At 61.7% G+C, this 25287-nt stretch carries 24 protein-coding genes and 1 pseudogene; 19 read left to right on the top strand and 6 right to left on the bottom strand.

Going from position 1 to position 25287, the window contains the following annotated elements:
- Positions 1 to 3: 3 nt before the first annotated feature.
- The 5 genes from JQ624_RS34890 to JQ624_RS34870 all read left to right on the top strand — a co-directional run bounded on the left by JQ624_RS34890 (position 4) and on the right by JQ624_RS34870 (position 4719).
- Positions 4 to 1218, top strand: coding sequence for a CaiB/BaiF CoA-transferase family protein (locus JQ624_RS34890; RefSeq protein ID WP_212423419.1), 1215 nt, complete (start codon positions 4 to 6; stop codon positions 1216 to 1218).
- The gene (locus tag JQ624_RS34885; RefSeq protein WP_212423418.1) at positions 1215 to 1991 is read left to right on the top strand and encodes an enoyl-CoA hydratase/isomerase family protein; all 777 of its coding nucleotides are present in this window, start codon (positions 1215 to 1217) and stop codon (positions 1989 to 1991) included. The genes JQ624_RS34890 and JQ624_RS34885 overlap by 4 nt, the downstream gene beginning before the upstream one ends.
- Entirely contained in the window at positions 1991 to 2446 is a 456-nt protein-coding gene (locus JQ624_RS34880) for a MaoC family dehydratase (RefSeq protein ID WP_212423417.1), read from the top strand. The genes JQ624_RS34885 and JQ624_RS34880 overlap by 1 nt, the downstream gene beginning before the upstream one ends.
- Before the next feature lie 4 nt (positions 2447 to 2450).
- Complete coding sequence (locus tag JQ624_RS34875) at positions 2451 to 3308, top strand: CoA ester lyase (RefSeq protein WP_212423416.1); 858 nt, start codon at positions 2451 to 2453, stop codon at positions 3306 to 3308.
- Between the two features lie 178 nt (positions 3309 to 3486).
- Positions 3487 to 4719 carry an acetyl-CoA C-acetyltransferase gene (locus tag JQ624_RS34870; RefSeq protein WP_212423415.1) on the top strand — a complete coding sequence of 411 codons (1233 nt, stop codon included), beginning with the start codon at positions 3487 to 3489 and terminating at the stop codon, positions 4717 to 4719.
- Positions 4720 to 4729: 10 nt separating this feature from the next.
- Here the strand turns inward: JQ624_RS34870 and JQ624_RS34865 are convergent, their stop codons facing one another.
- The 3 genes from JQ624_RS34865 to JQ624_RS34855 are packed head-to-tail and all read right to left on the bottom strand — an operon-like array spanning position 4730 to position 8535.
- The gene (locus JQ624_RS34865; protein ID WP_212423435.1) at positions 4730 to 6319 is read right to left on the bottom strand and encodes an ATP-binding protein; all 1590 of its coding nucleotides are present in this window, start codon (positions 6317 to 6319) and stop codon (positions 4730 to 4732) included.
- Positions 6319 to 7023 (bottom strand): response regulator transcription factor, encoded by a 705-nt coding sequence (locus JQ624_RS34860; RefSeq protein ID WP_212423414.1) that lies wholly within the window; start codon positions 7021 to 7023, stop codon positions 6319 to 6321. The genes JQ624_RS34865 and JQ624_RS34860 overlap by 1 nt, the downstream gene beginning before the upstream one ends.
- A gap of 21 nt (positions 7024 to 7044) precedes the next feature.
- Positions 7045 to 8535 carry a DUF4173 domain-containing protein gene (locus tag JQ624_RS34855; RefSeq protein WP_212423413.1) on the bottom strand — a complete coding sequence of 497 codons (1491 nt, stop codon included), beginning with the start codon at positions 8533 to 8535 and terminating at the stop codon, positions 7045 to 7047.
- Between the two features lie 250 nt (positions 8536 to 8785).
- On the opposite strand from JQ624_RS34855, the pseudogene JQ624_RS34850 reads away from it, so the two are divergent.
- The 13 genes and pseudogenes from JQ624_RS34850 (at position 8786) to dhaK (ending at position 21236) form a co-directional block, all read left to right on the top strand.
- Positions 8786 to 10030, top strand: a pseudogene (locus JQ624_RS34850) (glycoside hydrolase family 3 N-terminal domain-containing protein).
- A gap of 1088 nt (positions 10031 to 11118) precedes the next feature.
- Complete coding sequence (locus JQ624_RS34845; protein ID WP_212423412.1) at positions 11119 to 12474, top strand: ABC transporter substrate-binding protein; 1356 nt, start codon at positions 11119 to 11121, stop codon at positions 12472 to 12474.
- Positions 12475 to 12598: 124 nt separating this feature from the next.
- Positions 12599 to 13522, top strand: coding sequence for a carbohydrate ABC transporter permease (locus JQ624_RS34840; protein ID WP_409334413.1), 924 nt, complete (start codon positions 12599 to 12601; stop codon positions 13520 to 13522).
- Entirely contained in the window at positions 13519 to 14481 is a 963-nt protein-coding gene (locus tag JQ624_RS34835) for a carbohydrate ABC transporter permease (RefSeq protein WP_212423410.1), read from the top strand. The genes JQ624_RS34840 and JQ624_RS34835 overlap by 4 nt, the downstream gene beginning before the upstream one ends.
- The gene (locus tag JQ624_RS34830) at positions 14478 to 14681 is read left to right on the top strand and encodes a hypothetical protein (protein WP_212423409.1); all 204 of its coding nucleotides are present in this window, start codon (positions 14478 to 14480) and stop codon (positions 14679 to 14681) included. The genes JQ624_RS34835 and JQ624_RS34830 overlap by 4 nt, the downstream gene beginning before the upstream one ends.
- Positions 14682 to 14691: 10 nt before the next feature.
- Positions 14692 to 15789, top strand: coding sequence for an ABC transporter ATP-binding protein (locus JQ624_RS34825; RefSeq protein WP_212423408.1), 1098 nt, complete (start codon positions 14692 to 14694; stop codon positions 15787 to 15789).
- Positions 15782 to 16810, top strand: a complete 1029-nt coding sequence (locus JQ624_RS34820; RefSeq protein WP_212423407.1) for an ABC transporter ATP-binding protein — start codon at positions 15782 to 15784, stop codon at positions 16808 to 16810. The genes JQ624_RS34825 and JQ624_RS34820 overlap by 8 nt, the downstream gene beginning before the upstream one ends.
- Positions 16811 to 16822: 12 nt before the next feature.
- The gene (gene dhaL / locus JQ624_RS34815) at positions 16823 to 17446 is read left to right on the top strand and encodes a dihydroxyacetone kinase subunit DhaL (RefSeq protein WP_212423406.1); all 624 of its coding nucleotides are present in this window, start codon (positions 16823 to 16825) and stop codon (positions 17444 to 17446) included.
- A complete protein-coding gene (dhaM, locus tag JQ624_RS34810; RefSeq protein ID WP_212423405.1) occupies positions 17443 to 17835 on the top strand; it encodes a dihydroxyacetone kinase phosphoryl donor subunit DhaM in 393 nt (130 codons plus the stop codon). Before dhaL ends, dhaM begins: the two co-directional genes overlap by 4 nt.
- 31 nt (positions 17836 to 17866) lie before the next feature.
- Positions 17867 to 18169, top strand: coding sequence for an HPr family phosphocarrier protein (locus JQ624_RS34805; protein ID WP_409334412.1), 303 nt, complete (start codon positions 17867 to 17869; stop codon positions 18167 to 18169).
- 1 nt (position 18170) lies between these two features.
- Entirely contained in the window at positions 18171 to 19790 is a 1620-nt protein-coding gene (gene ptsP, locus JQ624_RS34800) for a phosphoenolpyruvate--protein phosphotransferase (RefSeq protein WP_212423403.1), read from the top strand.
- Complete coding sequence (locus JQ624_RS34795; protein ID WP_212423402.1) at positions 19783 to 20205, top strand: hypothetical protein; 423 nt, start codon at positions 19783 to 19785, stop codon at positions 20203 to 20205. The genes ptsP and JQ624_RS34795 overlap by 8 nt, the downstream gene beginning before the upstream one ends.
- 47 nt (positions 20206 to 20252) lie before the next feature.
- Entirely contained in the window at positions 20253 to 21236 is a 984-nt protein-coding gene (gene dhaK, locus JQ624_RS34790; RefSeq protein WP_212423401.1) for a dihydroxyacetone kinase subunit DhaK, read from the top strand.
- Between the two features lie 257 nt (positions 21237 to 21493).
- Here dhaK and JQ624_RS34785 read toward each other — a convergent pair whose 3' ends face one another.
- The gene (locus tag JQ624_RS34785) at positions 21494 to 21832 is read right to left on the bottom strand and encodes a hypothetical protein (RefSeq protein WP_212423400.1); all 339 of its coding nucleotides are present in this window, start codon (positions 21830 to 21832) and stop codon (positions 21494 to 21496) included.
- Between the two features lie 941 nt (positions 21833 to 22773).
- Positions 22774 to 23334 carry a group 1 truncated hemoglobin gene (locus tag JQ624_RS34780; RefSeq protein WP_212423399.1) on the bottom strand — a complete coding sequence of 187 codons (561 nt, stop codon included), beginning with the start codon at positions 23332 to 23334 and terminating at the stop codon, positions 22774 to 22776.
- Positions 23335 to 23779: 445 nt separating this feature from the next.
- Here JQ624_RS34780 and JQ624_RS34775 point away from each other — a divergent pair, with 445 nt between their 5' ends.
- Complete coding sequence (locus JQ624_RS34775; RefSeq protein ID WP_212423398.1) at positions 23780 to 24625, top strand: HD domain-containing protein; 846 nt, start codon at positions 23780 to 23782, stop codon at positions 24623 to 24625.
- A gap of 242 nt (positions 24626 to 24867) precedes the next feature.
- On the opposite strand, the gene JQ624_RS34770 is transcribed toward JQ624_RS34775, so the two are convergent.
- Positions 24868 to 25287 (bottom strand): MBL fold metallo-hydrolase (locus JQ624_RS34770; protein WP_409334411.1); only part of this gene is annotated, 420 nt, incomplete at its 5' end.

The following is a 25287-nucleotide window of genomic DNA, read 5'->3' as shown; positions in this document are numbered from 1 at the left end:
GAAATGGCCATTGAACGCAAGCTATCGCCGACGCATGAGGCGCCGTATCGCGGCCTGCGTGTGCTGGATTTCGGGCAGGGCATTGCCTCGCCCTATTGCGCGATGCTGCTCGGCGTCTACGGAGCCGATGTCATTAAGGTCGAGCCACCGGAGGGCGATTGGTCGCGATTTCTGGGCACGACCTATGGCAGCCATACCACGCTGTCGGCGGTCTATAATCGTGGCAAGCGCAGCCTTTGCCTCGACATGAAGCACAAGGACGGGATCGCCATCGCGAGGCGGCTCGCCAGGGATTGCGATGTCCTGATCGAAGGCTTTAGGCCAGGCGTCGCCGCCCGGCTGGGGATTGGCTACGAGGAGTTATCACGCGACAATCCCGGCCTGATCTATCTCTCGGTCAGCGCCTTCGGCCAAAGCGGTCCCTATTCGAAACGGCCCGGCTCCGATTCCGTCGCACAGGCGTTCTCCGGCCTGGTGTCGATCAATGCCGGCAATGACGGGACCCCGCATCGGGTCGGCACCACGATCTCCGACGTCGTCACCGGCGTCTATGCCTTCCAGGCGATCGCGACGACGCTGTTTGCACGCGCGACCGTCGGAACCGGGCGCTGGATCGACGTCAACCTCTGCCAGTCGACGTCTGCCTTGCTTGGTCACAAGGTCGCCGAACATATTCTGGAGGGCGGTGCGCCGCGCGCGCTTAACGTTCCGGCGGGCTCCTATCAGACTGCCGACGGCTGGATGATGGTCACGCTGGTGAACGAGCCGCAATACAAGCGGCTGTGCACGGCAATCGGTCGCGACGATCTCGCCAGCGATCCGCGTTTTGCGGATTTTGCCCGGCGTGCGGATGCCGTGGATGCGTTGATCCCGCAGTTGCGGGAGGTGTTTGCGACGCAGCCGACGGATATCTGGCTGTCGCGGTTGCATGCCGCCGATCTCATTGCGGAACGGATCCTCAATCCCGGAGAATGGCTGCGCAACGTCCATGTCGAGGCGACCCGGGCCGCGGTCTGCCAGCAGACGCCGGGCGTAGGGCCGGTGTACTCCCCGCGGACGCCGGGCATTGCGAGCTTCTCGGAGGATGACTTGCGTCCTGCGCCTGATATAGGCCAGGACAGTCACGAGGTGCTGCTGGAAGCGGGTTTCGAGCGTGGCGCCATCGACGATCTGGTCAAGGCCGGCGCGGTGCGTCAGGCCAGGGGAGGCACGGCATGAGTACCGATCTCGTTCGTTATTTCGCCTCGGGCAATATTGCCGAAATCATGCTCGATCGTGGGCCAGTCAATGCGCTCAGCATGGACCTGATCGATGCGCTGCTGGCGGCGCTTTCGAAGGCGGGGGACGACGAAGCGGTACGCGCCGTCATCATCGGCAGCGCACACAAAGTGTTTTGCGCTGGGCTCGATCTGGACATCGTCCGGGGCAAGCCAGGGATTGAGACCAAGAAATTCCTCGAACGGCTGTATTTCGCGCTCAACGATACCCAGTATCGCATGGGCAAGCCGACCATCGCCGCCGTCGACGGCGCGGTGCGCGCCGGCGGCATGACGATCGCGATTTCCTGCGACATGATCATCGCGGGCGACGCCTGTACCTTCGGTTATCCCGAGATCGATGTCGGCCTGATCCCGGCCATTCACTTCGTGCAACTGCCGCGGCTCGTCGGCAAGCACCAGGCTTTCGGACCATTGTTCCTGGGCGAGCCCTTCGATGCCGCGACAGCCTTTCGCATGGGATTGCTGAGCGAGGTGGTGCCGAAGGGCACCGCGCTGGACCGCGCGCGTGAGGTCGCGGGCAAGCTCGCTGCCAAATCTCCCATTGTCATGAAGATCGGGCGCGATGCCTTCATGCGGGCGGTCGACGCCGATTTCCGCCGCTCGGTCGAAAACGCGGCCGAGAGTTTTGCGCTCGTCGCAACGACGGAAGATTGTCAGGAAGGCTTGAATGCGTTCGTCGAAAAGCGGACGCCAAACTACAGGGGGCGCTGATGGCTGGATTGTATTTTGAGGAGTTCGAGGTCGGCCGGGAGTTTCATCATGAATTCTCCAGGACCGTGACCGAGATGGACAACACGCTGTTCAGCCTGCTGACTATGAACCCGCAACCGCTCCATATCGATGCGCATTTCTCCGAAAATACCGAATTCGGTCAGCGGCTGTTCAACAGCCTCTATACGCTCGGCATCATGATCGGCATGAGCGTCTACGATACGACGCTCGGCACCACGATCGGCAATCTGGGCATGACCGACGTCAAGTTTCCAAAACCGGTGTTCCACGGCGATACGCTCAAGGCCCACACCAAGATTATCTCCAAGCGTGAAAGCAAATCACGGCCGAACCAGGGGATTGTGGAATTCGAGCACACCATGACCAATCAGCGCGGCGAGGTGGTGGCAAGCTGCCGCCGGACCGGTCTGATGCATTGCAAACCGAAGGTCTAAGCTGATGCGATCATTCCTGTTCGTTCCCGGCGATAGCCTACGCAAGTTCGAAAACGCCAAGAAGACCGCGGCCGACGCGCTGATCCTCGACCTCGAGGATTCGATTGCGCCGGACGAAAAGGTCGGTGCGCGCCGCACCGTGCGCGAGATGCTCGACGCCCGGAATCGGAACCAGCAGATATACGTCCGCGTCAATGCGCTCGACACGGACATGACGCTTGGCGACCTCGCGGCCGTGATGCCGGGCCGGCCCGACGGCATCGTGCTGCCGAAATGCGCCGGCGCCGCCGACGTCAACCGGCTTTCGCTATATCTCGATGCCTTCGAGGCCGCCGCGGGGATCGAACATGGCTCTACGAGAATCGTGACCGTGGCGACGGAGACGGCGAGGGCCGTCCTCAAGCTGCTCGATTTCGAAAACATGAGCCCGCGGCTATGGGGCATGATGTGGGGCGCCGAGGATCTCGCGGCCTCGCTCGGCGCATCGCGGAACCGCACCGGCGGCCGCTTCCATGGACCGTTCCTGTTGGCGCGCGACCTCTGCCTGATCAGTGCAGCCGCAGCCGGCGTCGTCGCCATCGACACGATTGCGACCGATATCAACGATCTCGACGCCCTGAGGGAGGAGGCCATTGCCGCACGTCAGGATGGTTTTCTGGCCAAGGCTGTCATCCATCCCAAGCATGTCGACGTCGTCAATGCCGCCTTCATGCCGACAGATGAAGAAATCGCCTGGTCGGAGAAGGTGGTCAAGGCGTTCAACGACAATCCGACTTCAGGAGTGGTGAAGATCGACGGCAAGATGATCGACAAGCCACATCTGCGCGCCGCGGAGAAAATTCTGGCACTGCGGGGACGGTAGCGAAAATCTTGGAGCCCGGATGAGCGAAGCGATATCCGGGTCGAATGCGCAAGAAGGCCCCGGATTTCGCTGCGCTCATCCGGGCTACGAACCGGACTGCGAACCCGACTTGATCAGATTGACTTTATAGCTTGGTCGGCGGCAAATGCGGCCGATCGATATACTTGAGGAAAATTCCATGGTTGACGCGCTGATCATCGACGCATGCAGGACGCCGCGGGGCATCGGCAAGGCCGGCAAGGGCGCCTTGTCGGGCATCCATCCGCAGCAGCTCGGCGCCACGGTATTGCGCGCGCTGGCCGACCGCACCGGCATCAATACCGCCGATGTCGATGACATCATCTGGGGCACCAGCTCGCAACGCGGCGAGCAAAGCGGCGACCTCGGACGGATGTCGGCGCTCGATGCCGGCTATGACGTGCGCGCCAGCGCGGTGACGCTGGATCGATTTTGCGGGTCCGGCATTACCAGCGTCAACATGGCGGCCAGCTCGATCATGTCGGGTTCCGAGGATCTCGTGATCGCCGGCGGCACCGAGATGATGTCGATGGAAGGGCGTCGCGGCGAGGGGCCGTTCATGATGGACAACGGCAACCTTCGCCTGCGTGCCCGGCATCCGCAGTCGCATCAGGGCGTCTGCGCCGATGCGGTGGCGACGCTGGAAGGCATCACGCGGCAGGATGTCGATGAACTCGGCCTCGAAAGCCAGAAGCGGGCGGCGGCCGCCATCAAGGGTCGCCATTTCGACAAGAGCCTCGTGCCGGTCTACCGCGAAGACGGCAGCCTCGCGCTCGATCGTGAAGAATATCCGCGGCCGCAGACCACGCTCGAAGGTCTGGCCGGCCTGAAGGCGGCCTTCCCGGCGATTGCGGATTATCCGCTCGACGACAAGGGCACGACCTACCGCAAACTCATCCTCGACAAATATCCCGACCTCGACATCAACTTTATGCATCACGCCGGCAATTCCTCCGGCGTCGTCGATGGCTCGGCGGCGATCCTGCTGGCGTCGCCGAGTTACGCAAAAGCCCATGGCCTGAAGCCGCGTGCCCGCGTCGTCGCGATGGCGAATATGGGGGACTCGCCAACCCTGATGCTGAACGCGCCGGTACCGGCCGCCCGCAAGGTGCTGGCCAAGGCCGGACTCACGCTCGACGATATCGACCTGTTCGAAATCAATGAAGCGTTCGCTGTCGTCGCCGAAAAGTTCATCAGGGATCTCAAGCTCGACCGTGAGAAGGTCAACGTCAATGGCGGCTCGATCGCGCTCGGCCATCCCATCGGTGCGACCGGCTCGATCCTGATCGGTACCGTGCTCGACGAGTTGGAGCGGCGCGACCTCAAGCGGGGGCTGGTAACGATGTGCGCCGCCGGCGGCATGGCGCCGGCTATTATTATCGAGCGCGTTTGACGGTAGGGCTTTAAGCAGTCGGAAACTGCAACTCGAACGTAACGCCTTCGTTCGACGGCAAAAGCCGGATTGATCCACCATGGCTGGTCATGACCGCCTGGACGATCGAGAGCCCCATTCCCGTGCCGCCGGTGTCGCGGCGCGTCGTGAAGAACGCGTCGAAAATCTTCTCCCGGTTCGCTTCGGATATCGGATCGCCATCATTACTGACCGTCATCCTGACGGATCCAGCTTCCTCGATCGCTTCCAGTCGCACAGCCTTCGCGTTGTGACGGATGGCGTTGTCGGTCAGATGCGACAACACGATCAGCGCTTTTTCGCTGGACATGCCGATTGGGCGCTCGAGGCTTCCGGTTGCCTCGATTGCTCGTGTCGGGAAGCGGCTTTTCAACCCTCCGACAACCTGTGACAATTCGGTTTGCTCGTTCTGCGGCGCGGTTTCGGCGCGGGCCAGTTCGCGCAACCGCTGGGTCATGGCCTCCAGGCGCCCCGTGTCGCCCAGAATGTTGGATATGAAGTTCTTCTGTTCCATCCGGGTAAGATTGTCGGATTTGCTTTGCAGCGAATCCAGCAGCAGTTCAGCGGCACCCTTGATCGATGTCAGCGGCGACTTCAATTCATGGGTGAGGTGCGCTGAAAAGGTCGCGATGTAGTCCGACCGCCGCGCCAATTGCTCGGCCATGTCGAGGAAGCTGTGCGACAATTGGGCGAACTCGCGCGTGCCGTAATTGGCGAGCGGCAGAAATGCGTCGCGATCGCCGCGGCTGATGCGCGCGGCGCGATCGACCAGCTCGCGCATCGGGCGGGTGATGGTTCGGGAGAAAACCAGGCCGATAATGACGGTCGCGAAAATGACCGCAAGTCCCGCCAGGATAAACTTGCCGCGCTCCTGGTAGAGATGGTCAAAGATGTTGCTCGGCGTCCTCGATGTATAGACGACGCCCGCGACGCGGTTGTTGACGATGACAGGCATTGCAGAGAACACGTGGACACCGACGCCGCGGCTGATCGAGTAGATCGGAGGAGGCGGCTTGTCGGGCTTGCGAATCCGCAAGGCTGCCCGGTATTGTCCCTGAAGCGCTGTGGCTACTTCCTCGATATGGGCGAGCGATTGGCCGACCTCGTCGCGGCCGGCTATCACGACGCCGCGGGGATCGAGGAGGCGGAAACCAGCAAGCGTGACCTTCTGCGTTTCCAGGATGATCGGCATCAGACGCGCACCGATCTCGACATAGGGCGGCGAAGCGGGCGCATTTGCCGGCAGGGCGTTCGGCCGCCGTCGCAGCAGATCACCGCCGGCGGCGAGATCGAGCGCAGGCCGGATCGGCGTGAGCTGGTCTTCCCGGTCCGGCCGGGCCTCGGACGGAATTTCAGCTCCGAGAGTAATCCCGGCGCCGAGGCGGGTTTCCACTTCCCGCGCATAGACCGCGGCGAGCACCCGGCTTTGAGCGATCAGCTCGGCCTGGGTTTGGTGAATGAGCTGGTTGTCATAGAGGCGGAAGAAGAATAGCCCGACCAGTGGCAGTGTCGCCGCGGAGGCGAGCGCGGCAAAAATGACCTGCCCCACCGATGGTCGCCATTTTTCACCCGTGCGGGGCATCATGCCTGCGACTCGCATCGCCCAAGCTTGAAGCCGACGCCGTGAATGGTTTCGATGACATTGTCGCAGTTCACGGCGGACAGCTTGGCGCGGATATTGCGGATATGGCTGTCGATGGTGCGGTCCGATACCTGGATGTTGAGCTGATAGGCGGCGCTCATGATCTGCTCGCGGCTGAAGACGAGCGTCGGCCGTGTCAGAAATGCTCTGAGGATTCCGAACTCGATGGCCGTGAGCCGGAGCGGGGTGCCCGCAAACTCGGCGAGATGCTGTTCGGGGTCGATGGACAGCCTGCCTTGCGACAGCGCGGCCATGGACGCCTGTGCATCCTGCGTGCGCGAAGCCATGCGGCGCAGGATGACGTTCACCCTGGCGACGAGTTCGCGCGGGCTGAACGGCTTGGTGACATAGTCATCACCGCCGATCTCCAGACCCAGCACGCGATCGATCTCGTCGTCGCGAGCGGAGAGAAAAAGGATCGGAACGTCCGAGGACTTTCTGATTTCGCGGCAGACGTCCAGGCCGTCGAATTCCGGCATGCCGATATCCAGAATGATCAGATCCGGCCTGTGGGCGGCAAAGCGGGTCAATGCTTCCTTGCCGTCGCGCGCCTCGAAGACGGTCATTCCGGCTTTCTTCAGTGCTACACGGATGACCTCACGGATATGCAGGTCGTCGTCAACGATAAGAATGCGGTGCGTCAAAGGTCTCTCCGAGAAGTCGTACTAGCCTGTGGTCGAACTCTTCTGTTGGGCGCCCAGGAAGCGCTGCAGTCGCCAACTCCGAAAGCCCCAGCTGCGCCAGGATGCCACCTCTCTTCGTTGCTGTTCTACAAGGCTACCACGGCGGGAAACAAGGGCGGGATCGAACCCGCGAAGGGCAACGGCCCGGTCGATGGCTGGCAATGCCTGCGGTCCGAGGGAAAACAGATAGTTCATGTCGATCCACACTCCCTTGCCGGCGGCTTCGCGGCTGTGGCCGACATTGTAGTCGGCGATGATGGCGGCGAAATTGACCAGCGAGCAGACGTAGAGAGTTGCCGTCAGGGTGGTGAGGTTGGCTCGGATCAGCCAGTCATTCGAGCGGTTCAAAACGATGCGGGCAACGATGAGCACGAGCCCCAACGCGACCAGCACCATCCAGATGAAAGCCGCGACGCGCCACCAGGTTAGCAGGTAGATTTGAACATAGAGATCAAGGCGCAGGATCGACGACAGCACCAGTAGGACATTCTGCGTCACCCATAGATAGACCAGCGGCCGGATCACCCTTGATTGCTCGGCCGGTCCACCGGGCCGCATGGCGGCCAGAACGAAGCCCGCCGCCAATAGCGCCGTGACAATGAGGGGATAGGCGCCTCGGTGCGCATATGAAGCGTAACTGATATCGGCGGGCAGGGTCGCGTTGCCCCAGAGATAAGCCACGTCGAGAACGCTTTGAACGGCGAACAGCAAATTGAACAGGATCAGCGAACGTAGGATCGTCGCAACACCAAAGAAATCGTTTTGGCTCGATGGTATTCCCTGCGCCAGTGCCGCCGCTTCGGCCAAGCCTGCAGGAGTCTCCCGCTTGCTGCTCCACCGGACGTGGATAAAGGGCCACACGATCGACAGTGCCACAGTCCAAAACAGTACGCGTCCGAGACTCACGTAGGAAGCCGTGTTACCGGGGTTCAGCAGGCTGATCCACTTCTCGAGCAATGGATTGGCCGATACCAGCAGAAACACGAAGATGCCGCCGAGAACGATCGGAATGAACCACACGACAAACCCGGTCTTCAGTGCCGGCAGATTGAACGCAGCGATGGCATCGCGGAAAAATCGGAGCGGGCCGACCAGATAAAGATCACATAACACCGCGGCTTGCTCGCCGAGACCATGCCGATCGCGTTCGGTCGTCAGCAGCAGGCCAATGCCCAGCGCCAGCACCATGAAGGTCAGGGACGCGACGTTGAATTCTTCCACGGCGGGGACGAGGGCTCCCAGCAGGAGAGCGCCCGCCGGTGGCGCCTGCTTTCGGTTCAAAGTTGCAAGGTTGGCGAGCAACGAGCCGCAGGCTACGGCGACCGCAAAGATGGCGGCCGATATTCCAATGCCGTGCCCGTAGAACAGCCAGTCGGCCAGCGCAGCCAGCGCAAGGACAATGGCTGCATTGACGGGAAAGGTGCCGTCCTGAACGGAGCTGGCATGGGATGCCGGCGTGGTGAAATCGGCCATTATTGCGCTACCTGTCTGGAGAGGAAAATTGCAAACCAGCGCCGTCGCGGGGCGCTCGCACAGCCACCACCCGTCGTTAGCTAGTCTCGTGGGAACAGGCATTCGATGATCGCCCAGTTTGCAGGACGAACTATCAGATGCCGGTGTGCATTTGCTTGGAGCGCCGTCTGCAAGAGTTCAGGATTTTTATGCAGTTTCCGTGCAGGCGCGGTTATGCGCTCGCGTCGGCGAGACGATTTTGATACGGGCAATGGTCTCATTCGACCTCCTCGCGCAAGCCGCCATCCATTTTCATGCAAATTCTCAAACGCATTGGCCTCGTCCTGCTCTGGTTCACCGGCGCTGTCTGCATTTTCGCTGCGGCCAACAAGAACGATCCCTATCTGATTTCGTTGCGAGGGCCATTGGTTCTGGCCGCAGCGAGCATCATCGCGGTCGTAGTTCTCGTCCGTCACGGTTATTGGAGACGAGGCATCGCCGGACGGTTGCTCATTCTGCTGTGGTGCCTGCCATCGCTGTCGATCCTGGAGCGCAGGCTTCGTTTGAATGGCGCAAGCGGAACGTCTTGCAGACCGATGCTGCGCAGGCGCGAAGCCTTGGGCGGCGCTTCATCGTCGGATACTCATCATTTCCGGAGGTGGCTGGCCTGGCCGAGAAGGGCCTGATCTCCGGCGTCTATATCACCAGGCACAATGTCGTGGGATCATCGGCGGCGCGATTGAAAGAAGAGATCTCGGCGCTGCAGGAAAAGCGGCGCGCTGCGGGCCTGCCGCCCCTGACCGTCGCGGCCGATCAGGAAGGCGGCATCGTATCGCATCTGGCGCCGCCCTTGACCAAGTTGCCGGCTCTATCGGCGCTTGCGAATCTAGCGCCCGATGCTCGCGCCGAGAAGGCAGAGGCGCTCGGGCGTATTCACGGGCAGGAGCTGACGGCGCTCGGCGTCAACCTGAATCTTGCGCCGGTGCTGGATTTGCGACCCGAACTGAAGCGTAACCGATTCGATTTCAACACGCTGATCGGCCAGCGCGCGATTTCAGATGATCCGGTTGTCGTCGCTGACGTCGCGCGAGCATATGTGAGCGGGCTGGAAGCGTCAGGCGTCGGCGCCACGGTGAAGCATTTTCCAGGGCTCGGGCGCGTGCGAACCGATACCCATCATTTCAGCGCCGATCTCGATACGTCCGTGGATGAGCTCGAAGCGTCCGACTAGAGTCCCTTCAGGAAGGTGCTGGCTGGTTCGAAAGCGCAACTGATGATCGGGCATGTGACGCTGACCTCAGTTGATCCGGACCGCGCGGCGTCGTATTCCAAACGGGTCGTCGACGGCATCATTCGCAAGAGATGGAACTATCAGGGCGTCGTCATGACCGACGACCTCGTGATGGGGGCGATCTATCAACGCAGCGTCTGTATGGCGGTGGTCGACGCGCTCAACGCTGGTGTCGATCTGCTGCTGGTCGCCTTTGACGGGGGCGCAGTTCTATCGCATCTTTAGCTGCGCCGCGGCGGCGTCGGCCGAGGGAAGGTTCGACGCCATGTTGGGCGACAGTGAGGTGCGGTTGAAAGGGGCGTTCCCTGGGGAGCGCCAAAATCCACGATATTCCACGACGTTGTACTTGCTCGACAACTGATCGATCGCGCAAGCATCAGCCGAGTTTGCCACTTTGCGCCATTGTAATTTGCCAGTTCGCATCGGATCGGCTCAGGTGTCTCTACGGGTCCAATGATGGATTGGAGCGAGAGCTTAACCCGTTCATTCGGTTAGGAGGCGGCGTGTGCACGACGTGTGCACCGGGAGATCCAGAAGAATCCAGCAATGGCAAAGCTGCGCAGTCGGTCCGCGACGTGAGGTGGGCGTCGGGGCTCGACGCGGGCGAATCGACGAGAGCAGTGCACCCACCTGCGACCGAGAAGCTGATCTCGTTTATCGGCATAACGAGCGGACCTGCCTTCGTGTCGTCGGTGGATAGGGGCTGCTGTTTCAGCTTAAGGTCAAAAAAATCGATGTCGGGGTTCGAGTCGTCCCCCGCTACTACGGCCCACGAGTTTCTACGCCGGTCTACGATCCGGTTCGCACGATGCCCACGCATCGTCGAGGCGGGTGATCGTTATTCGCTCCTGGCGACTGCTCGGTCCAGTCGCCCCAGCTCGATACTTTCGTGGCTAGCCTTCTCCAATCAAATTCGGACGGCGTGTACGGGGCGCTGCTCTCGCTCGTCATGGCGCATTGAACGTTCAGTAAAACTAATCTGCTAAACACTTTGTCGAAGCAAAACCCTTCCGCTCTGCGCGCGATCTGTTGCGATGCAGCACATCTTTAGGCCTATTCAAATTTTTCGGCGGGCCGCAAGAAATCGACTTGACGGCCTCGTACGTTCAGTAATATGTTTAGTGTTACAAAAAACTAAACATCACGCATCGAGTGGATGTGTGGGAGGAGCCCAGCCTTTCCGGACCCGTTTTCCGGAAATGGTCCGTCTCGTTCCTCACCCATCGCTCCTCAAACTCGGTTTCAGGGTCTTGGCGTCGCTCCGGCAGGGCGCGCTGAGCGGGTCAGATGCTTCAACGAGAGAGGAAACAGATATGCGAAGATTCAAATGGCTAGGCAGCTCAGCGGTGACCGCGGTGCTCGGAGTGGTGCTGGGGACACTTGGTGCAAACGAGGCCACCGCCCAGAGCAAGCAGCTCACGCTGTGCTGGGCGGCATGGGATCCGGCCAACGCGCTGGTCGAACTCGGCAAGGACTTCACTAAACAATCTGGCATCGAGATGAAATACGAGTTCGTCCCCTGGACGAGCTATGCCGATCGCTTCCTCAACGAGCTCAACTCCCATGGCAAGCTCTGCGACCTGATCATCGGCGACAGCCAGTGGATCGGCGGGGCTGCCGAGAACAAGTGGTACGTCAAACTCAACGATTTCTTCGACAAAGAGAAGATCTCGATGGACGACTTCGTCCCGGCAACGGTCGTCGGCTATTCGCAGTGGCCGAAGAACTCGCCGAACTATTGGGCGCTGCCGGCCATGGCAGACGCGGTGGGCTGGACCTATCGCAAGGACTGGTTCTCGCGGCCCGAAATTCAATCCGCGTTCAAGGTCAAGTATGGCCGCGATCTGGCGCCGCCGAAAACCTATGACGAGCTGAAGCAGATCGCGGAGTTCTTCCAGGGCCGCGAGATCGACGGCAAGAAGGTCTATGGTGCCTACATCTTCACCGAGCGCGGCTCGGAAGGCATCACCATGGGCGTGACCAACGCGCTCTACAATTACGGTTTCAGCTATGACAATCCGAAGAAGCCGTACCAGATGCAGGGCGTTGTCAATTCATCCGACGCGGCCAAAGGGCTCGAGTTCTACAAGGAGCTCTACAAGTGCTGCACGGCGCCCGGCATGACCAACGCCTACATGCAAGAGGGGCTCGATGCCTTCAAGTCCGGCCAGGTGGCGATGCAGATGAACTGGTTCGCCTTCTTCCCCGGCCTCTACAAGGATCCGAATGTCGGCGGCGACAAGATCGGCTTCTTCGTCAATCCGGCCGGTCCGAACGGACGCTTCACCCAGCTCGGCGGGCAGGGCATCTCGGTCGTCGCGACCTCCGACCGCAGGAACGACGCGCTCGCCTACATCAAATGGTTCGCGCAACCCGCCGTGCAGCAGAAGTGGTGGCAGCTCGGCGGTTACTCGGCCCTGAAGGCGGTGGTCGATGCACCCGACTTCCCGAAGAGCGCGGCGTTCGCACCGCAATTCCTGGAGTCGATGGGCATCGTCAAGGACTTCTGGGCCGAGCCGTCATACGCGCAACTGCTGCTCGACATGCAGAAGCGGGTGCATGACTACGTCGTTGCCGACAAGGGCACGGCGCAGCAGGCGCTCGATCTCCTGGTCAAGGACTGGACCAAGGTCTTCAAGGAGCAGGGCAAGCAGGTCGCGTCGCAATAGACACGCCGCTCGCAACTCTAACCGAACTGGTTTCCCCGGGGGTGCACCTCGGGGAAGCTGGACCAGCCAGCCGATGGACCAGATGACGACGATCCTACAACCTGATCATGTCACGATTGCCGGTATGAGCGAGCCCGCCAAATCTCGCGCCGCGCGGCGCGTCCGCGGCCTGTCGGACCGGGCCATCGCCTGGCTGTTCGTCGCGCCGACCATTGCGCTGTTGCTGGCGATCAACATCTTTCCGCTGGTGTGGATGATCCGGCTGTCCTTCACGAGCCTCAACCTCAGCATGTCCTATCTGCCGCTGCGGTTCGTCGGGCTCGACAATTTCACCGACATCCTCACCGACGAGGACGTCTGGTTCCGGCTCCAGACCACGGCGCAATTCGTGATCTGGTCAGTGGCGCTACAGGTGGTTATCGGGTATGGTCTGGCGTTGCTGATCAACCGCCAGTTTCGCGGTCACAGCTTCTGGACCACGATCATCCTGCTGCCGATGATGCTGTCGCCGGCAGTGGTCGGCAACTTCTGGACCCTGCTGTTGCAGCCGCAGATCGGGCCGTTCAACTCCCTGATCAGCCTGTTCACGGGTGTGCCGCCGAGTTCGTTCAGCATGACCGGGCAGGTCTCGCTCGCACCCTGGACCATCGTGCTCGTCGATACCTGGATGTGGGCCCCCTATGTGATGCTGATCTGCCTCGCCGGGCTTCGCTCCATTCCCGACTACATCTACGAGGCGGCCGAAGTCGATCGCGCCTCGCCCTGGCGGCAATTCTGGTCGATCACGCTGCCGATGACGGTGCCGTTCCTGATGCTCGCCGTCCTGTTCCGCGCGATCGAGAACTTCAAGATGTTCGATATGGTCAACCTCCTGACGTCGGGAGGACCGGGGTCGACCACCGAACTCGTGTCGATCACGCTGAAGCGCGCCGCGTTCGAGAAGTGGCGCACCGGCTATTCGTCCGCGCTCGCCATCATCCTGTTCGTGACCGTGTTCGGTGCAGCCAACATCTACGTCAAGGTGCTCAACAAGGTGAAGCAACGATGACCGCTGCCGTCGCCAATTCCACCGCTCACTCCATCGTCGAAGCCTCGCCGCGCGCAAAGGCCGTGGCCGGTGGGCTCGTCATTCTCTATGCCGTGATCACGATCCTGCCGCTGCTCTGGATCGTCGCCACCGCATTCAAGTCGCAGAGCGACGCCATCGCCTATCCGCCCAAGGTGATCTTCGAGCCGACTCTCGAAGGCTATGTGAACCTGTTCACCGTGCGCACCCGCCAGACGCCGGACTTCATCGCCAAGCTGCCGCCGCCGGAGACGTGGTACGACAAGCTCGTGCGTCAGCGGGACATGGTCATTGCGGGACCCTCGAAGGTCGTGCCGCGTTTCGTCAACTCGCTGATCATCGGATTCGGCTCGACATTCCTGGCCGTCTTTCTCGGCACGCTTGCGGCTTATGCCTTCTCGCGATTCCGCATTCCCTTGGCCGACGATCTCCTGTTCTTCATCCTCTCGACGCGAATGATGCCGCCGGTCGCGGTCGCGATCCCAATCTATCTGATGTACCGGCAGCTCAACCTGACCGACACCAGGCTCGGAATGATCCTGCTCTACACCGCCGTGAACGTCTCGCTCGCGGTCTGGCTGCTCAAGGGTTTCATCGACGAGATTCCGCGCGAGTATGAGGAGGCCGCCCTCGTCGACGGCTACACGCGGCTCCAGGCCCTGCGCAAGGTGGTGTTGCCGCAGGCTGTTACCGGAATCGCGGCGACCGCGATCTTCTGCCTGATCTTCTCGTGGAACGAATACGCCTTCGCGGTTCTCCTGACCAGCGGCGAGGCGCAGACCATGCCGCCTTTCATTCCCTTCATCATCGGCGAGGGCGGGCAGGATTGGCCGGCCGTTGCTGCCGCGACCACGCTGTTCGTCGTCCCAATCGTTCTGTTCACCGTGCTGTTGCGCAAGCACCTGTTGCGCGGCATCACCTTCGGAGCTGTGCGTAAATGAGCGGGTCTGCGGTTGCCAAGGAGGGTGGAGTGTCTCGCTGGTTCCGTCGCGGACCGTGGGAGGCGGGCGCGATGACCCTGATCGGGGGCGGCATCATTATGCTGGTGCAGCCCTGGTCGATCGATCTCTACAGCTATTCCTTCGTGACGATCCTTGCCGGCACGATTGGATACGTCATCGTCAGCCATTTTCCGGAATAGGGCGGCAGCCATGGCACAGATCCGCGTCGAAAACCTGCGCAAATCGTTCGATCAGTTCACGGCCGTGCAAGGCTCGAACTTCACGATCGACGACGGCACCTTCTTTGCGATGCTGGGGCCGTCCGGCTGCGGCAAGACGACCACGCTGCGCATGATCGCGGGCCTCGAGCTGCCGACCGAGGGAAAGATCCTGCTTGACGGCGAGGATGTGACCTTCCGCCGTGCCGCCGCCCGCGACATCGCCTTCGTCTTCCAGCTCTTCGCGCTCTATCCGCACATGAATGTCGCGGACAATATCGGCTTTCCGCTGAAGTGCCAGGGCATGGGCCGGCGCGAGGTTCGCGAGCGAGTGCAGGAAACGGCGCGTCTACTGCGGATCGAGCATCTCTTGTCGAGCAAGACCTCGAAACTGTCGGGCGGCGACCGCCAGCGTGTCGCGCTCGGGCGCGCCATGGTCAGGCGACCGAAGGCCTTTCTGATGGACGAGCCGTTGGGGGCGCTCGACGCCGAATTTCGGCATCTCATGTGCGGCGAGCTTCGCGACCTGCACGATCGCATTGGCGCGACCACGGTCTACGTGACGCACGACCAGCTTGAGGCGATGTCTATGGCGGACCAGATCGCCGTCATGAACAAGGGACGCGTCGAACAGATCGGCCCGCCGCAGGAGGTCTATGACCGGCCCGCGAGCATGTTCGTGGCCGACTTCATCGGCTCGCCGCCCATGAACTTCTTGCGGTTTGAAGGGGGCTTGCGATCCGGCGATCGGGTGATCAGCTTCCATGACACCAGGATCGCGGTGCCGGAAATCCGCGAGGATCGCGCGAGCGCCCCGCTGGCGCTCGGAATACGTCCGGAGCATATCCGCTTTGCCGACGCGGCACCTTTCCGCGGCGAGGTGTTCGGAGCCGAATATCTCGGCACCACCCAGATCGTCACCGTCGACACGGCGCATGGACGCGTCGCGGCGCGGCTGCCCTCCAATGCGGCGGTGCGGATCGGCGAGACGGTGGGTCTCGAATTCCATTCCGAACGCCTGGCGCTGTTCGATGTCGGCAGCGGCCTCGCGATTGGGACCGCCAATGAGGGGAGCGCGCGCCATGGCTGACGTCATCCTGCGCAACATCAGCAAGCGCTTCGGCGCGGTGGAGGCGGTGCGCGAACTCTCGCTGGCGGTGAATGACGGGGAGTTCCTGGTCCTGCTCGGGCCGAGCGGCGCCGGCAAGACCACGACGCTGCGCCTGATCACCGGGCTCGAGAGCCCCGACGCCGGTTCGGTCTTGATCGATGGCCGCGACGTCACAATTGATCCGCCGGGATCGCGAGATATCGCCTTCGTCTTCCAGCAATATTCGCTATATCCGCACTTGACGGTCTATGACAATCTGGCATTTCCGCTGCGCTCTCCCGCGCGGCGCGTGCCCGAGCCCATGATCCGCAAGCGCGTTGAACAGACCGCGGAACTGTTGCATATCGCAAGCAAGCTGAACAACCGTGCAACGCGCCTGTCCGGCGGCGAAATGCAGCGAGTCGCCATCGGCCGCGCGCTGGTCCGCGATCCTTCGATCTACCTGATGGACGAGCCGCTCTCGTCGCTGGACGCGAAGCTGCGCGCGGAGCTCCGTCTCGAGCTCAAGCGGATCCAGCTGGAACTGGGCGCGACCATTCTCTACGTGACCCACGACCAGGTCGAGGCCATGACCATGGCCTCCCGGATCGGTGTGATCAGGGACGGCCAGCTTCTTCAGCTTGGCACGCCGCGGGAGATCTACGAAAGCCCCTCCAGCAGCTACGTCGCCTCGCGCCTCGGCACGCCCCAGATCAATTTCCTTCCCGCCCGTCTATTGCCGGACGTGCCGGTGCCGCCCGGAACGGAGACGGTCGGCATCCGTACCGAGCATCTGAAGGTCGGTGCTCGCAATGGCGGGCGGATGGTCGGCCGCGTCCACCGTGTCGAGCACCTCGGCGAGCAGAATCACGTTCACCTGGACTATAAGGGCGAAATGCTGGTGACGCTTGCGGATCCGCATCAGCAGCCGCTAAAGGCCGATCAGGAGGTCGAATTGCACCTGGTACATCCGCTCTGTTTCGATCGCGCGGGGCAACGCATCCCCGCGATGATTCACTAGAGGATCAAGTCGATGTCGCTGCAACCCGATACGTTCAAGTCGTTGGTCAAAGTGGCCGCAGAGCGGGTCATCGCCAGCGCGCCGGAGCTGACGAGCCTGGATCAGGCGATCGGCGACGGCGACCACGGAATCAATATGAAGCGCGGATTCGAAGCGGTGCTGGGTAAGCTCGATGCGATCTCCGCGCAGCCGCTCGACGAGGCGCTGAAGATGATCGGCAAGACCTTGGTGATGACGGTCGGCGGCGCTTCCGGGCCGCTTTACGGCAGCTTCTTTCTTGCCGCGGGCGAAGCGCTCTCGCACGACAGACAATTGCCGGATGATCTCGCAAATGTCTTTGGTTGCGGCGTGAACGCGGTGAGCGCGCGGGGCCGCTCGCAGGCCGGCGAGAAGACGATGCTCGACGTGCTCATTCCCGTCCTGGAGACGCTGAAGACGGCGGCCGGCCAAGCGGATCTGATCGCGCGGGTCCGCATCACCGCGGCCGAAGCGGTCGAGCGGACCGCGCCGATGCAGGCCACCAAGGGGCGGGCGTCGTTCCTCGGCCCGCGCAGCATCGGGCATATCGATCCCGGCGCGCGCTCAAGCTGCGTTCTCGTGCAGGCGGTATGCGCGAGCCTGGAGGGACAGGAATGACCGAAACTGTGGGTATCGTGATCGTTTCGCATTCCAGGGACATCGCCAAGGGCACCGCCGACATGGTGCGGCAGATGGTCGGCAGCGAGGTCAAGGTGGCGTTCTGCGGCGGCAATCCGGATGGCGGATTGGGCACCACCGTCTCCCTGATCATTGACGCCATCAATGATGCCTGGTCGGCGAAGGGCGTCGCGATTCTCGTCGACCTTGGCGGCGCCGAAACCAACAGCGAAATGGCGGTCGAGATGCTGGAGCCTGCACGGCGCGATCTCGTTGTCGTATGCAACGCGCCAATCGTCGAGGGGGCCGTGATGGCGGCAACCGAGGCGGCGGGCGGTAGCTCACTGGCCCAGGTGAAGGCCGTGGCCGAGGAACTCTCTGCCGACTGACATGTCGGCGAAGCGATGATGGAATATGAGCATGCTGGATAAAGCGGACGGACAGATATTCACCGGCAATGTGCGGCTGGTGCACGCGGTGGGCATGCATGCGCGCCCGGCGGTCAAGCTGACCAAGCTCGCCAAGAGGTTCCAGGCCCAGATTTCCGTTCGTGTCGCAGGCGCGGCCGAATGGATCAACGCCAAGAGCGTGGCCAAGATCATGGCGATGCGCGCAGCGCACGGCAGCACGATCGAGATCAAGGCATCCGGCAGTGACGCAGAGGCCGCCGTTGCGGCGCTGGTCGACCTGATCGCGGCCGATTTTCCGGACGGAGCTTCGTAGCATGCAGGGTGGCGCTGCAGGACTGGCCTACCGCGGCAGGACCGCCTCGATCGGCTTTGCCCATGGTCCATTCGTCCGGGTCGATGCCAGCACGAGCGGCGAGCGTGTCGCGGGTAACCTGGCTGAAGAAGCGCTAGCCCTTCGTGCTGCGATTGACACGGCAAGCGGGCAGATCGCGGATCTGGCTGGGATCGCCGGTGGCGAAGCCGCGCAGATTCTCGAATTCCAGGTCGCGCTCCTGGACGATGAGGACTTCATCGAAGCGATCTTCGCGTCGATCGGCGAGGGCGATCCTGCGGATGTCGCATGGCGTTCAGCGCTCGACGAGCAGATCGCGGATTACAATTCGGTGGCGGACGAATATCTGAAGGCGCGCTCCTCGGACCTTGCGGACCTGCGCGACCGCGTGATCAACATTCTGCGGGGAGGCGAGGGCCAGGCCCTGAAGATTCCGAGCGGCGCCGTCGTCTGCGCCGACGATCTGCCGCCGTCGCGGTTCCTGGAGATCGACTGGTCCGGCGGCGGCGGTCTGGCGCTCTTGCGCGGCAGTCCCACCAGCCACGTCGCGATGCTGGCGCGCGCGCGGGGCATCCCTATGGTCGTGCAACTCGGCGCGATTCCGGACATCGGAGCCACGGCGCTGCTCGACGGCGAGGGCGCGATGCTCGAACTCGATCCCGGCGCCGAGCAGGTCCGCTTGTTCGAAAAACGGCGCGAAAGCCACCGCAAGAGCAGGGCGTCGGCCCGCGCGATCCTGCGACGGCCGACCGCATCGTGGCGCGGCGAGCGGATCAAGCTGTTCATCAATATCCAGCGCGTCGATGATCTCGAGCACGCAGACGCGCAATATGCCGATGGCATCGGCCTGATGCGTACCGAGTTTCTGCTGACCGAGCGCGGGGGGCTGCCCGACGAAGAGACGCAGTTCCAGGCCTATGATGCGGTGTTGCGCTGGGCCGACCGGCGCCCGGTCACCATCCGCACGTTTGATGCAGGCGGCGACAAACCGGTGCCCGGATTTACGCTGGATGGCGAAGCCAATCCGTTCCTCGGGGTTCGCGGTCTCCGGCTTTGCCTGGCCCGGCCCGAGATCTTTGCCGTTCAGCTCCGCGCGCTTGCGCGTGCCGCGGTGCGCGGCAACCTCAAGGTCATGTTTCCGATGGTCACATCGGCCGACGAGCTCGAGGCGGGACGGAAGTTGTTTTCCGATGTCGTGCAGCGCTTGCAGGCGGACGGCGTTGCCGCGATGCTTCCCGAGCTGGGAATCATGATTGAAGTCCCGGCGGCGGCTTTGGCAGTCACGAGCTTCAAGGCCTCCTTCTTCTCAATCGGTTCGAACGACCTCGCGCAATATGTCCTTGCCTGCGATCGTTCCAATGGAGCTCTCGCGCCCTTGATGGATCCGCTGCATCCGGCAGTACTCGAACTGATCGCGCGGACCGCCGAGCACGGCCGGCGCGCCGGGATCAGCGTCAGCCTGTGCGGCGACATGGCGAGCGATCCGCGCTGCCTGCCCGCATTGCTGAACTGCGGCTTGCGCGAGTTGTCCGTCAATGCATCGGCGCTGGCACAGATCAAGCAGACCATCGTCCGGCTGAGCGGCGGAGGCGGCCTTGGCTGACACGGCGATCGATGAGCCGGCCGAAGCCGGCGCTGTTGCGGTCTACAAGCGCATCTTCAAGGAAGTGCTGGACAGCCGCCCCTCGGGCATGCGGCTTCGTCTGGCCCATGCCATGGGGAAGAACCGCAGCTTCGTGAGCCAGATCAGCAACCCCGCCTATCCCGTGCCGATCCCCGTGCAGCATCTCAATACGATCTTCGATGTCTGCCATTTCCCGCCGCAGGCCAAGGCCGCGTTTCTGCGCGCCTATGCCCGCGCGCATCCGCGGCGGATCGGCCGGCTCACCGAAGGGCCGCACGAGCGGACCCTGACGCTGCACCTGCCGGATCTCGGCAATGCCAAGCGGAACGCCGAGCTTGACGCGCTGCTCCAGGAGTTCGCGCGGCGCCTGATTGCCATCATGCAGGAAAAATAAGCGTGAGGCGCAAGGGGAGGACATGCGGATGAGATGGGGAGGAGACAATGAAGAAATTCATCAATTCGGTCGACAACGTGCTCGCGGAGAGCCTCGACGGGTTCGCCGCCGCGCATGGCGATCTCGTCACGCTCGGGCCGGAGCGCAAATTCGTGCGGCGCCGTGAGCTGAATCCGCGGAAGGTCGCGCTCGTGTCGGGCGGCGGGAGCGGGCACGAGCCGCTGCATGCAGGCTTCGTCGGCTATGGCATGCTCGACGCCGCCTGCCCGGGACAGGTCTTCACGTCGCCGACGCCGGACCAGATCGTCGAGGCTGCCCAGGCGGTCGCGGGTGAAGCCGGCGTTCTGTTCATCGTGAAGAACTATGCGGGCGACCGCATGAATTTCGAGATGGCCGCCGAGATCGCCGAAGGTCGCACTGCCACCATCGTGACCGACGACGACGTCGCGGTCGAGAACTCGACCCACAGCATCGGGCGCCGCGGCGTGGCGGGCACATTGATCGTCGAGAAGATCGTCGGCGCGGCGGCAGAGAAGGGCGCCGACCTCGAGGGCTGCGTTGCGCTCGGCGAGCGCGTCAACGCGCGCACGCGTTCGATGGGGGTGGCGCTAACGAGCTGCACGGTCCCGGCCGCGGGCACGCCGACCTTTTCGCTCGGCGAGGACGAGATGGAGATGGGGGTCGGCATTCACGGCGAACCGGGACGTCGCCGGGTCAAGCTGGAGCGGGCCGACGCGATCGCGGACGAGATGACGACGGCCATCGCGCAGGATCTCAACGCGCGCGACGGGGCCGAAGCCCTCTTGCTCGTCAACGGATTTGGCGGAACGCCGACGATCGAGCTCTATCTGATGTACAACGCGGCGCGCCGGATGCTCGAGAAACGGGGCTTGCGCATCGCCCGCTCGCTGGTCGGCAGTTTCGTCACGTCGCTGGACATGGCCGGGTGCTCGCTCACAGTGAACCTGCTCGACAGCGAGACCGCGGCGCTCTGGGACCATCCCGTGCGCACGGCAGCGTTGAAATGGTGACCGCGGCCGCGAACGGCCGCTGACTTTTTCCGATCGCGCCCGGCGGACGATCGGCCGAGGCCACGCCTCACGTATGCACCGGGAGTTTTCCGGTTCACCCTCCCTGAAACTTGCCGTGTCCCTCGGGCACGGCGTTCTTTTACCTTGCGGGTAGAGAGCTATTTCCTGTCGGTCCCATGTCCCTCACGCTCTATTGAGGCGTTTCCTGAATTGCGCTCACGTTGTCGCGCATGTGACGTACCCCTCGTAGCGTTGGATCAATGCTGATTTCCTTGCCAAAGCTGCTTCTTGGTTTCGGTTGAATGTGCGTCGTTCTTGGCGTTTTCTTTGTGTCGCTCGCGTCGCAATGAGAATGGAGAAAGGAATGGCTCCGGCGACAAAGCGCCTATTTTCCGAGGCGATTGAGTGAACGCCGCCGTTCGTGTGCACTCGGGCTTTCGTGTGTCGAGAAAAATCCATCCTGGTTTGTGCAGCAGCAGTCGCGCAAAGGCGAGACGCTCCTGTTCGCCGAGCGAAAGCTCCTTGTCCCAAAGCTCCACCTGGTCGAGTTTGGGGATGAGGCTGCCGAGATCGTAACGCTTGAGTGCGACCAGCACATCTGCATCAGGGAAAGCGTCGGGCGGGCTCGGACAAGGTGTTGGACGGCAAGTACCGTACAGGAGAGATTACCCGTCAAGGCGGCCCGACCTATTAACTGCGGACTTTGGGGACGTCCTGAAGGGGGAGGCCGCGCTAGGCGGTTACCGATTGCGATATCGGCAATACTCGTCGCCGCTTTCGTCCTCAATACAGATTTTCACCTGACGCGAAGATCGACCTTCATCGTAAGTACGGCCGTAACGATCTCGGTCTGACCGATCGGAGCTTCGGTCTCCTCGGCTGTGTCGCTGTCCATGTCATCACTGTCGCGGTGCATTCTGTGACCCCAGCGCTTCATCATTTGTCGGCACATCCTCATGTGATCCCCCATTCGCGCCATCTCGTCTTCGCCCATTGGACCCATACCTTCGATCATTCGCCCCATGCCATCCTGGCCCATGCGACCCATCTTGTCGCCGTCGCGCGATTGCGTTCGCCAATCGCGACCGACCTGGACGTCCTCCGCCCGATCCTGAGCTTGCTTACGAGCTTACTCCGATTGCTGTGAGGTTCGCTCGGGCTGCATCACAGGAACAGTCTGGGGCGGAGTAGGGGCCGGAGCCGTCTCGGACTGACTCTGAGCCGGAGCCCTTCCCTGCTCCTGGGCGAGTGTGGGAACGAGGCTGGATGAAAGTAAGAATATCGTGGGTGTCGCAATAACACGCATGGCCATCTCTCAATTCTAAGGCGGGGCCCGTTCTAAGGCGGGACCGTAACGGCTCGGGCGTTGTTTGGTTCGGATGGGAGCGGGTTCTTTCAGTTGTGCGCTGCAGGAAAACCAAAAAGTGGGTTCCTCAGCTTGATCGCTGGTCCACTTCCGGCCAGCCCAGGACCGCGTTGAGACGCAGCAACACTTCCCGCCCAGCTTGGGCTGAGCGGGATCGTCTGGACAGCAGCTTCAGCCGCGCTTGCTGGCCGCCACGTAGCCAGCGGTGACCTCGTCCTTGTGGGCGGCAAAGGCTGCCAGGACTTCGGCCTTCTCGCGCTTGGGGACTTTGGCGAAGTCTAGGGTTCGTCCGAGTTGGGCTGCGACCTCATCGAATTCGGCCGGGGAGATTCGAAGATCGCGGTGGGCCTCCTCAAGGCCGAGCGGCGTCTTGCCGGGCTTGGTGGCGGTGAACTGGAAGGGCCCACCCGAAACGTTGCAGACCCACAGCGTGCGCATGAACTTGAGGCCGGGCAACCTTTTCAGGTTCTTGGTGTGCCATTCTCGCAGTTGCGGGTTCTTGGACTTCTGGCCAACGACCGGGTTCTTCACGACGGCGTCGCTGAAGTGATCAACCACCGCCGCGATGGCGAATACGCCCCCCAGGCGCTCATACAGACTTTTTTCAGACGGGGTTTCCTTCGCCTGCGCGTAGGCATTATTAGCGCCCGCCAAAGCGACTGGAGCGGCGCTCAGCGCCAGCCCTGCGACTAGGCTTCGTCTTGTGATGGAAGTCGAAAGATCCTGTGCCATTGGTTGTCCTCCTTGGTTAGGTTCGAAGCCATTCCCATCCCGAGCCGCGTGCGCGCTGTACGAACTCGGCATTGTCCGGTGCCAACGGGTCCGTCCACAGGTAACTGGACGTCGCATCGGCACTTTCCTCACTGCCCACCTTGGATGGTCTCGAAGGGAAAAGGTTCCCGTCAAAAACCGGAGGGGCGTCGGATCCACAGGACCGCAGGGCGCAATGGCGAAACCCCCGAGGAGCAGACAGTTTCTGAGCCGGTCGGCACTTCGCATTCGTGCCAAAACCGATCCTCATGCACCGCAGCAACCAGCGAGCTTTTCGATCACTTCATCAACTCGAACGAGGGGCGTCTGTCGCGACGTCAGACCGAGGACTGCGTTACCGACGGACGTTTTTCGCCTTCCAGATTCTTCACAAAATGATAGCATCTTGCCGTCCTGGAGATGGTCGGTGAAGACGATCACGGCATTAGCAGCCAAGAAGTTGGGCAAATTTCTCGCCAAAGATTTCCGTCGCATTTTTGGTCCAGCACAGGACGATATGGCTGAGCGTTTAGGCTCCTTTGCGCGCAGCACCATTGAATGCCTGGCCAGAAGCGATGCTCTTTACCACAATTACGAGCACACCCTACAGGTCACGATGGTCGGACGTGAAATTCTGGCCGGAATGACACTTTCACAAAGAATAGAACCCACTGATTACAGCCATCTGATCGTCGCTTGTCTGTTGCACGATATCGGCTATGTGCGTGGCGTTTTGAGCGGTGACACGGAAACCGAGTTCGTGGTGGACGGGAGCGGAAAGACGATTACGCTTTCTCGCGGCGCATCAGATGCTGCTCTCTCGCCTTATCACGTCGATCGATCGAAGCTGTTTGCCTTTGAGCGCCTCGGAAATTCACCCATCCTCGACGCGTCGCGTATCGCAGCCGCAATTGAAATGACGCGCTTTCCAGCACGTCTGGATCGCTCGAACGCTAATGAGGGCATAGAGCCAAAACTAGTCCAAGCTGCCGACCTCATCGGACAGCTTGGGGATCCAATGTATTCGCGAAAGGCCAATGCGCTCTATAGCGAGTTTGAAGAGATCGGAAAAAACCGTCAGCTTGGATATGCCTCGCCAGCTGATATTATCGACAAATATCCCGGCTTTTTCTGGAACAGCGTTTCGACGCACATCGAGGACGGTCTAAGATATCTGAATATGACGGTTTCCGGCCGACAATGGATAGCTAACCTGCATCATCACCTCCTATGTGCGGAGCATGCCCATCGCTTCATGGGACCTCAGCGTTGACAGGTCGAAGTTGACGCTTTGCATCAACGTGCTGCGGTACGGTCTGCTATAAAGGCGCAAGGTCTTATTCCCGTAGCCCACTTGGCCATTTTAGCGAACCAGCGGATCCGCTTTGGGTCCAATAACGCCGTTTTGTCCGTGCGCTGAGCACTTCCGGTCTTCCCCCGATAACGGACATCGTCAGAAGCGGTCGGGTGTCTCAAAAGTGCCATCAGCGTGCGTCCGGGACAGCCCAACAGGTCTCAATCGTAGAAGCCCGGCGCCATTTTTAGGCTGTCGCGTTGCACTTTGTCATGGTTGATCCAAAGCTGCGCCTTTTCCTTCGCGAGAATGTCAGACATCCGCTGCAATGATGCGGAGGTCTGCTCCTTGTTGAAATTGATGTCAGGGACGCGGCGGTTTTCCCAATTGTCCTTAAAATGGACGGCGTCGCCCGAGAGCAGGAGTGCGCCAGTGTTGGGCAGTTTGATCAATAGCGATTGATGGCCGGGCGTGTGCCCGGGTGTCGCCATGAGCATCACGCTGCCGTCGCCGAAGACGTCATGGTCCCCCTCCAGTTTGTTGACCGTGGATGGTCCGGCTTGAAGTGCCCGCGCGAAGGGCGAAGGCCACTCATATTCCGCCTTTTGCACCAACAGAGTTGATTGCGGAAACATGTTGAT

It is taken from the genome of Bradyrhizobium sp. AUGA SZCCT0283 (assembly GCF_018130385.1).
Lineage (GTDB): Bacteria > Pseudomonadota > Alphaproteobacteria > Rhizobiales > Xanthobacteraceae > Bradyrhizobium.
Note: the sequence above shows the minus strand (reverse complement) of the source record. Positions and strands in the feature narration are given on the sequence as shown.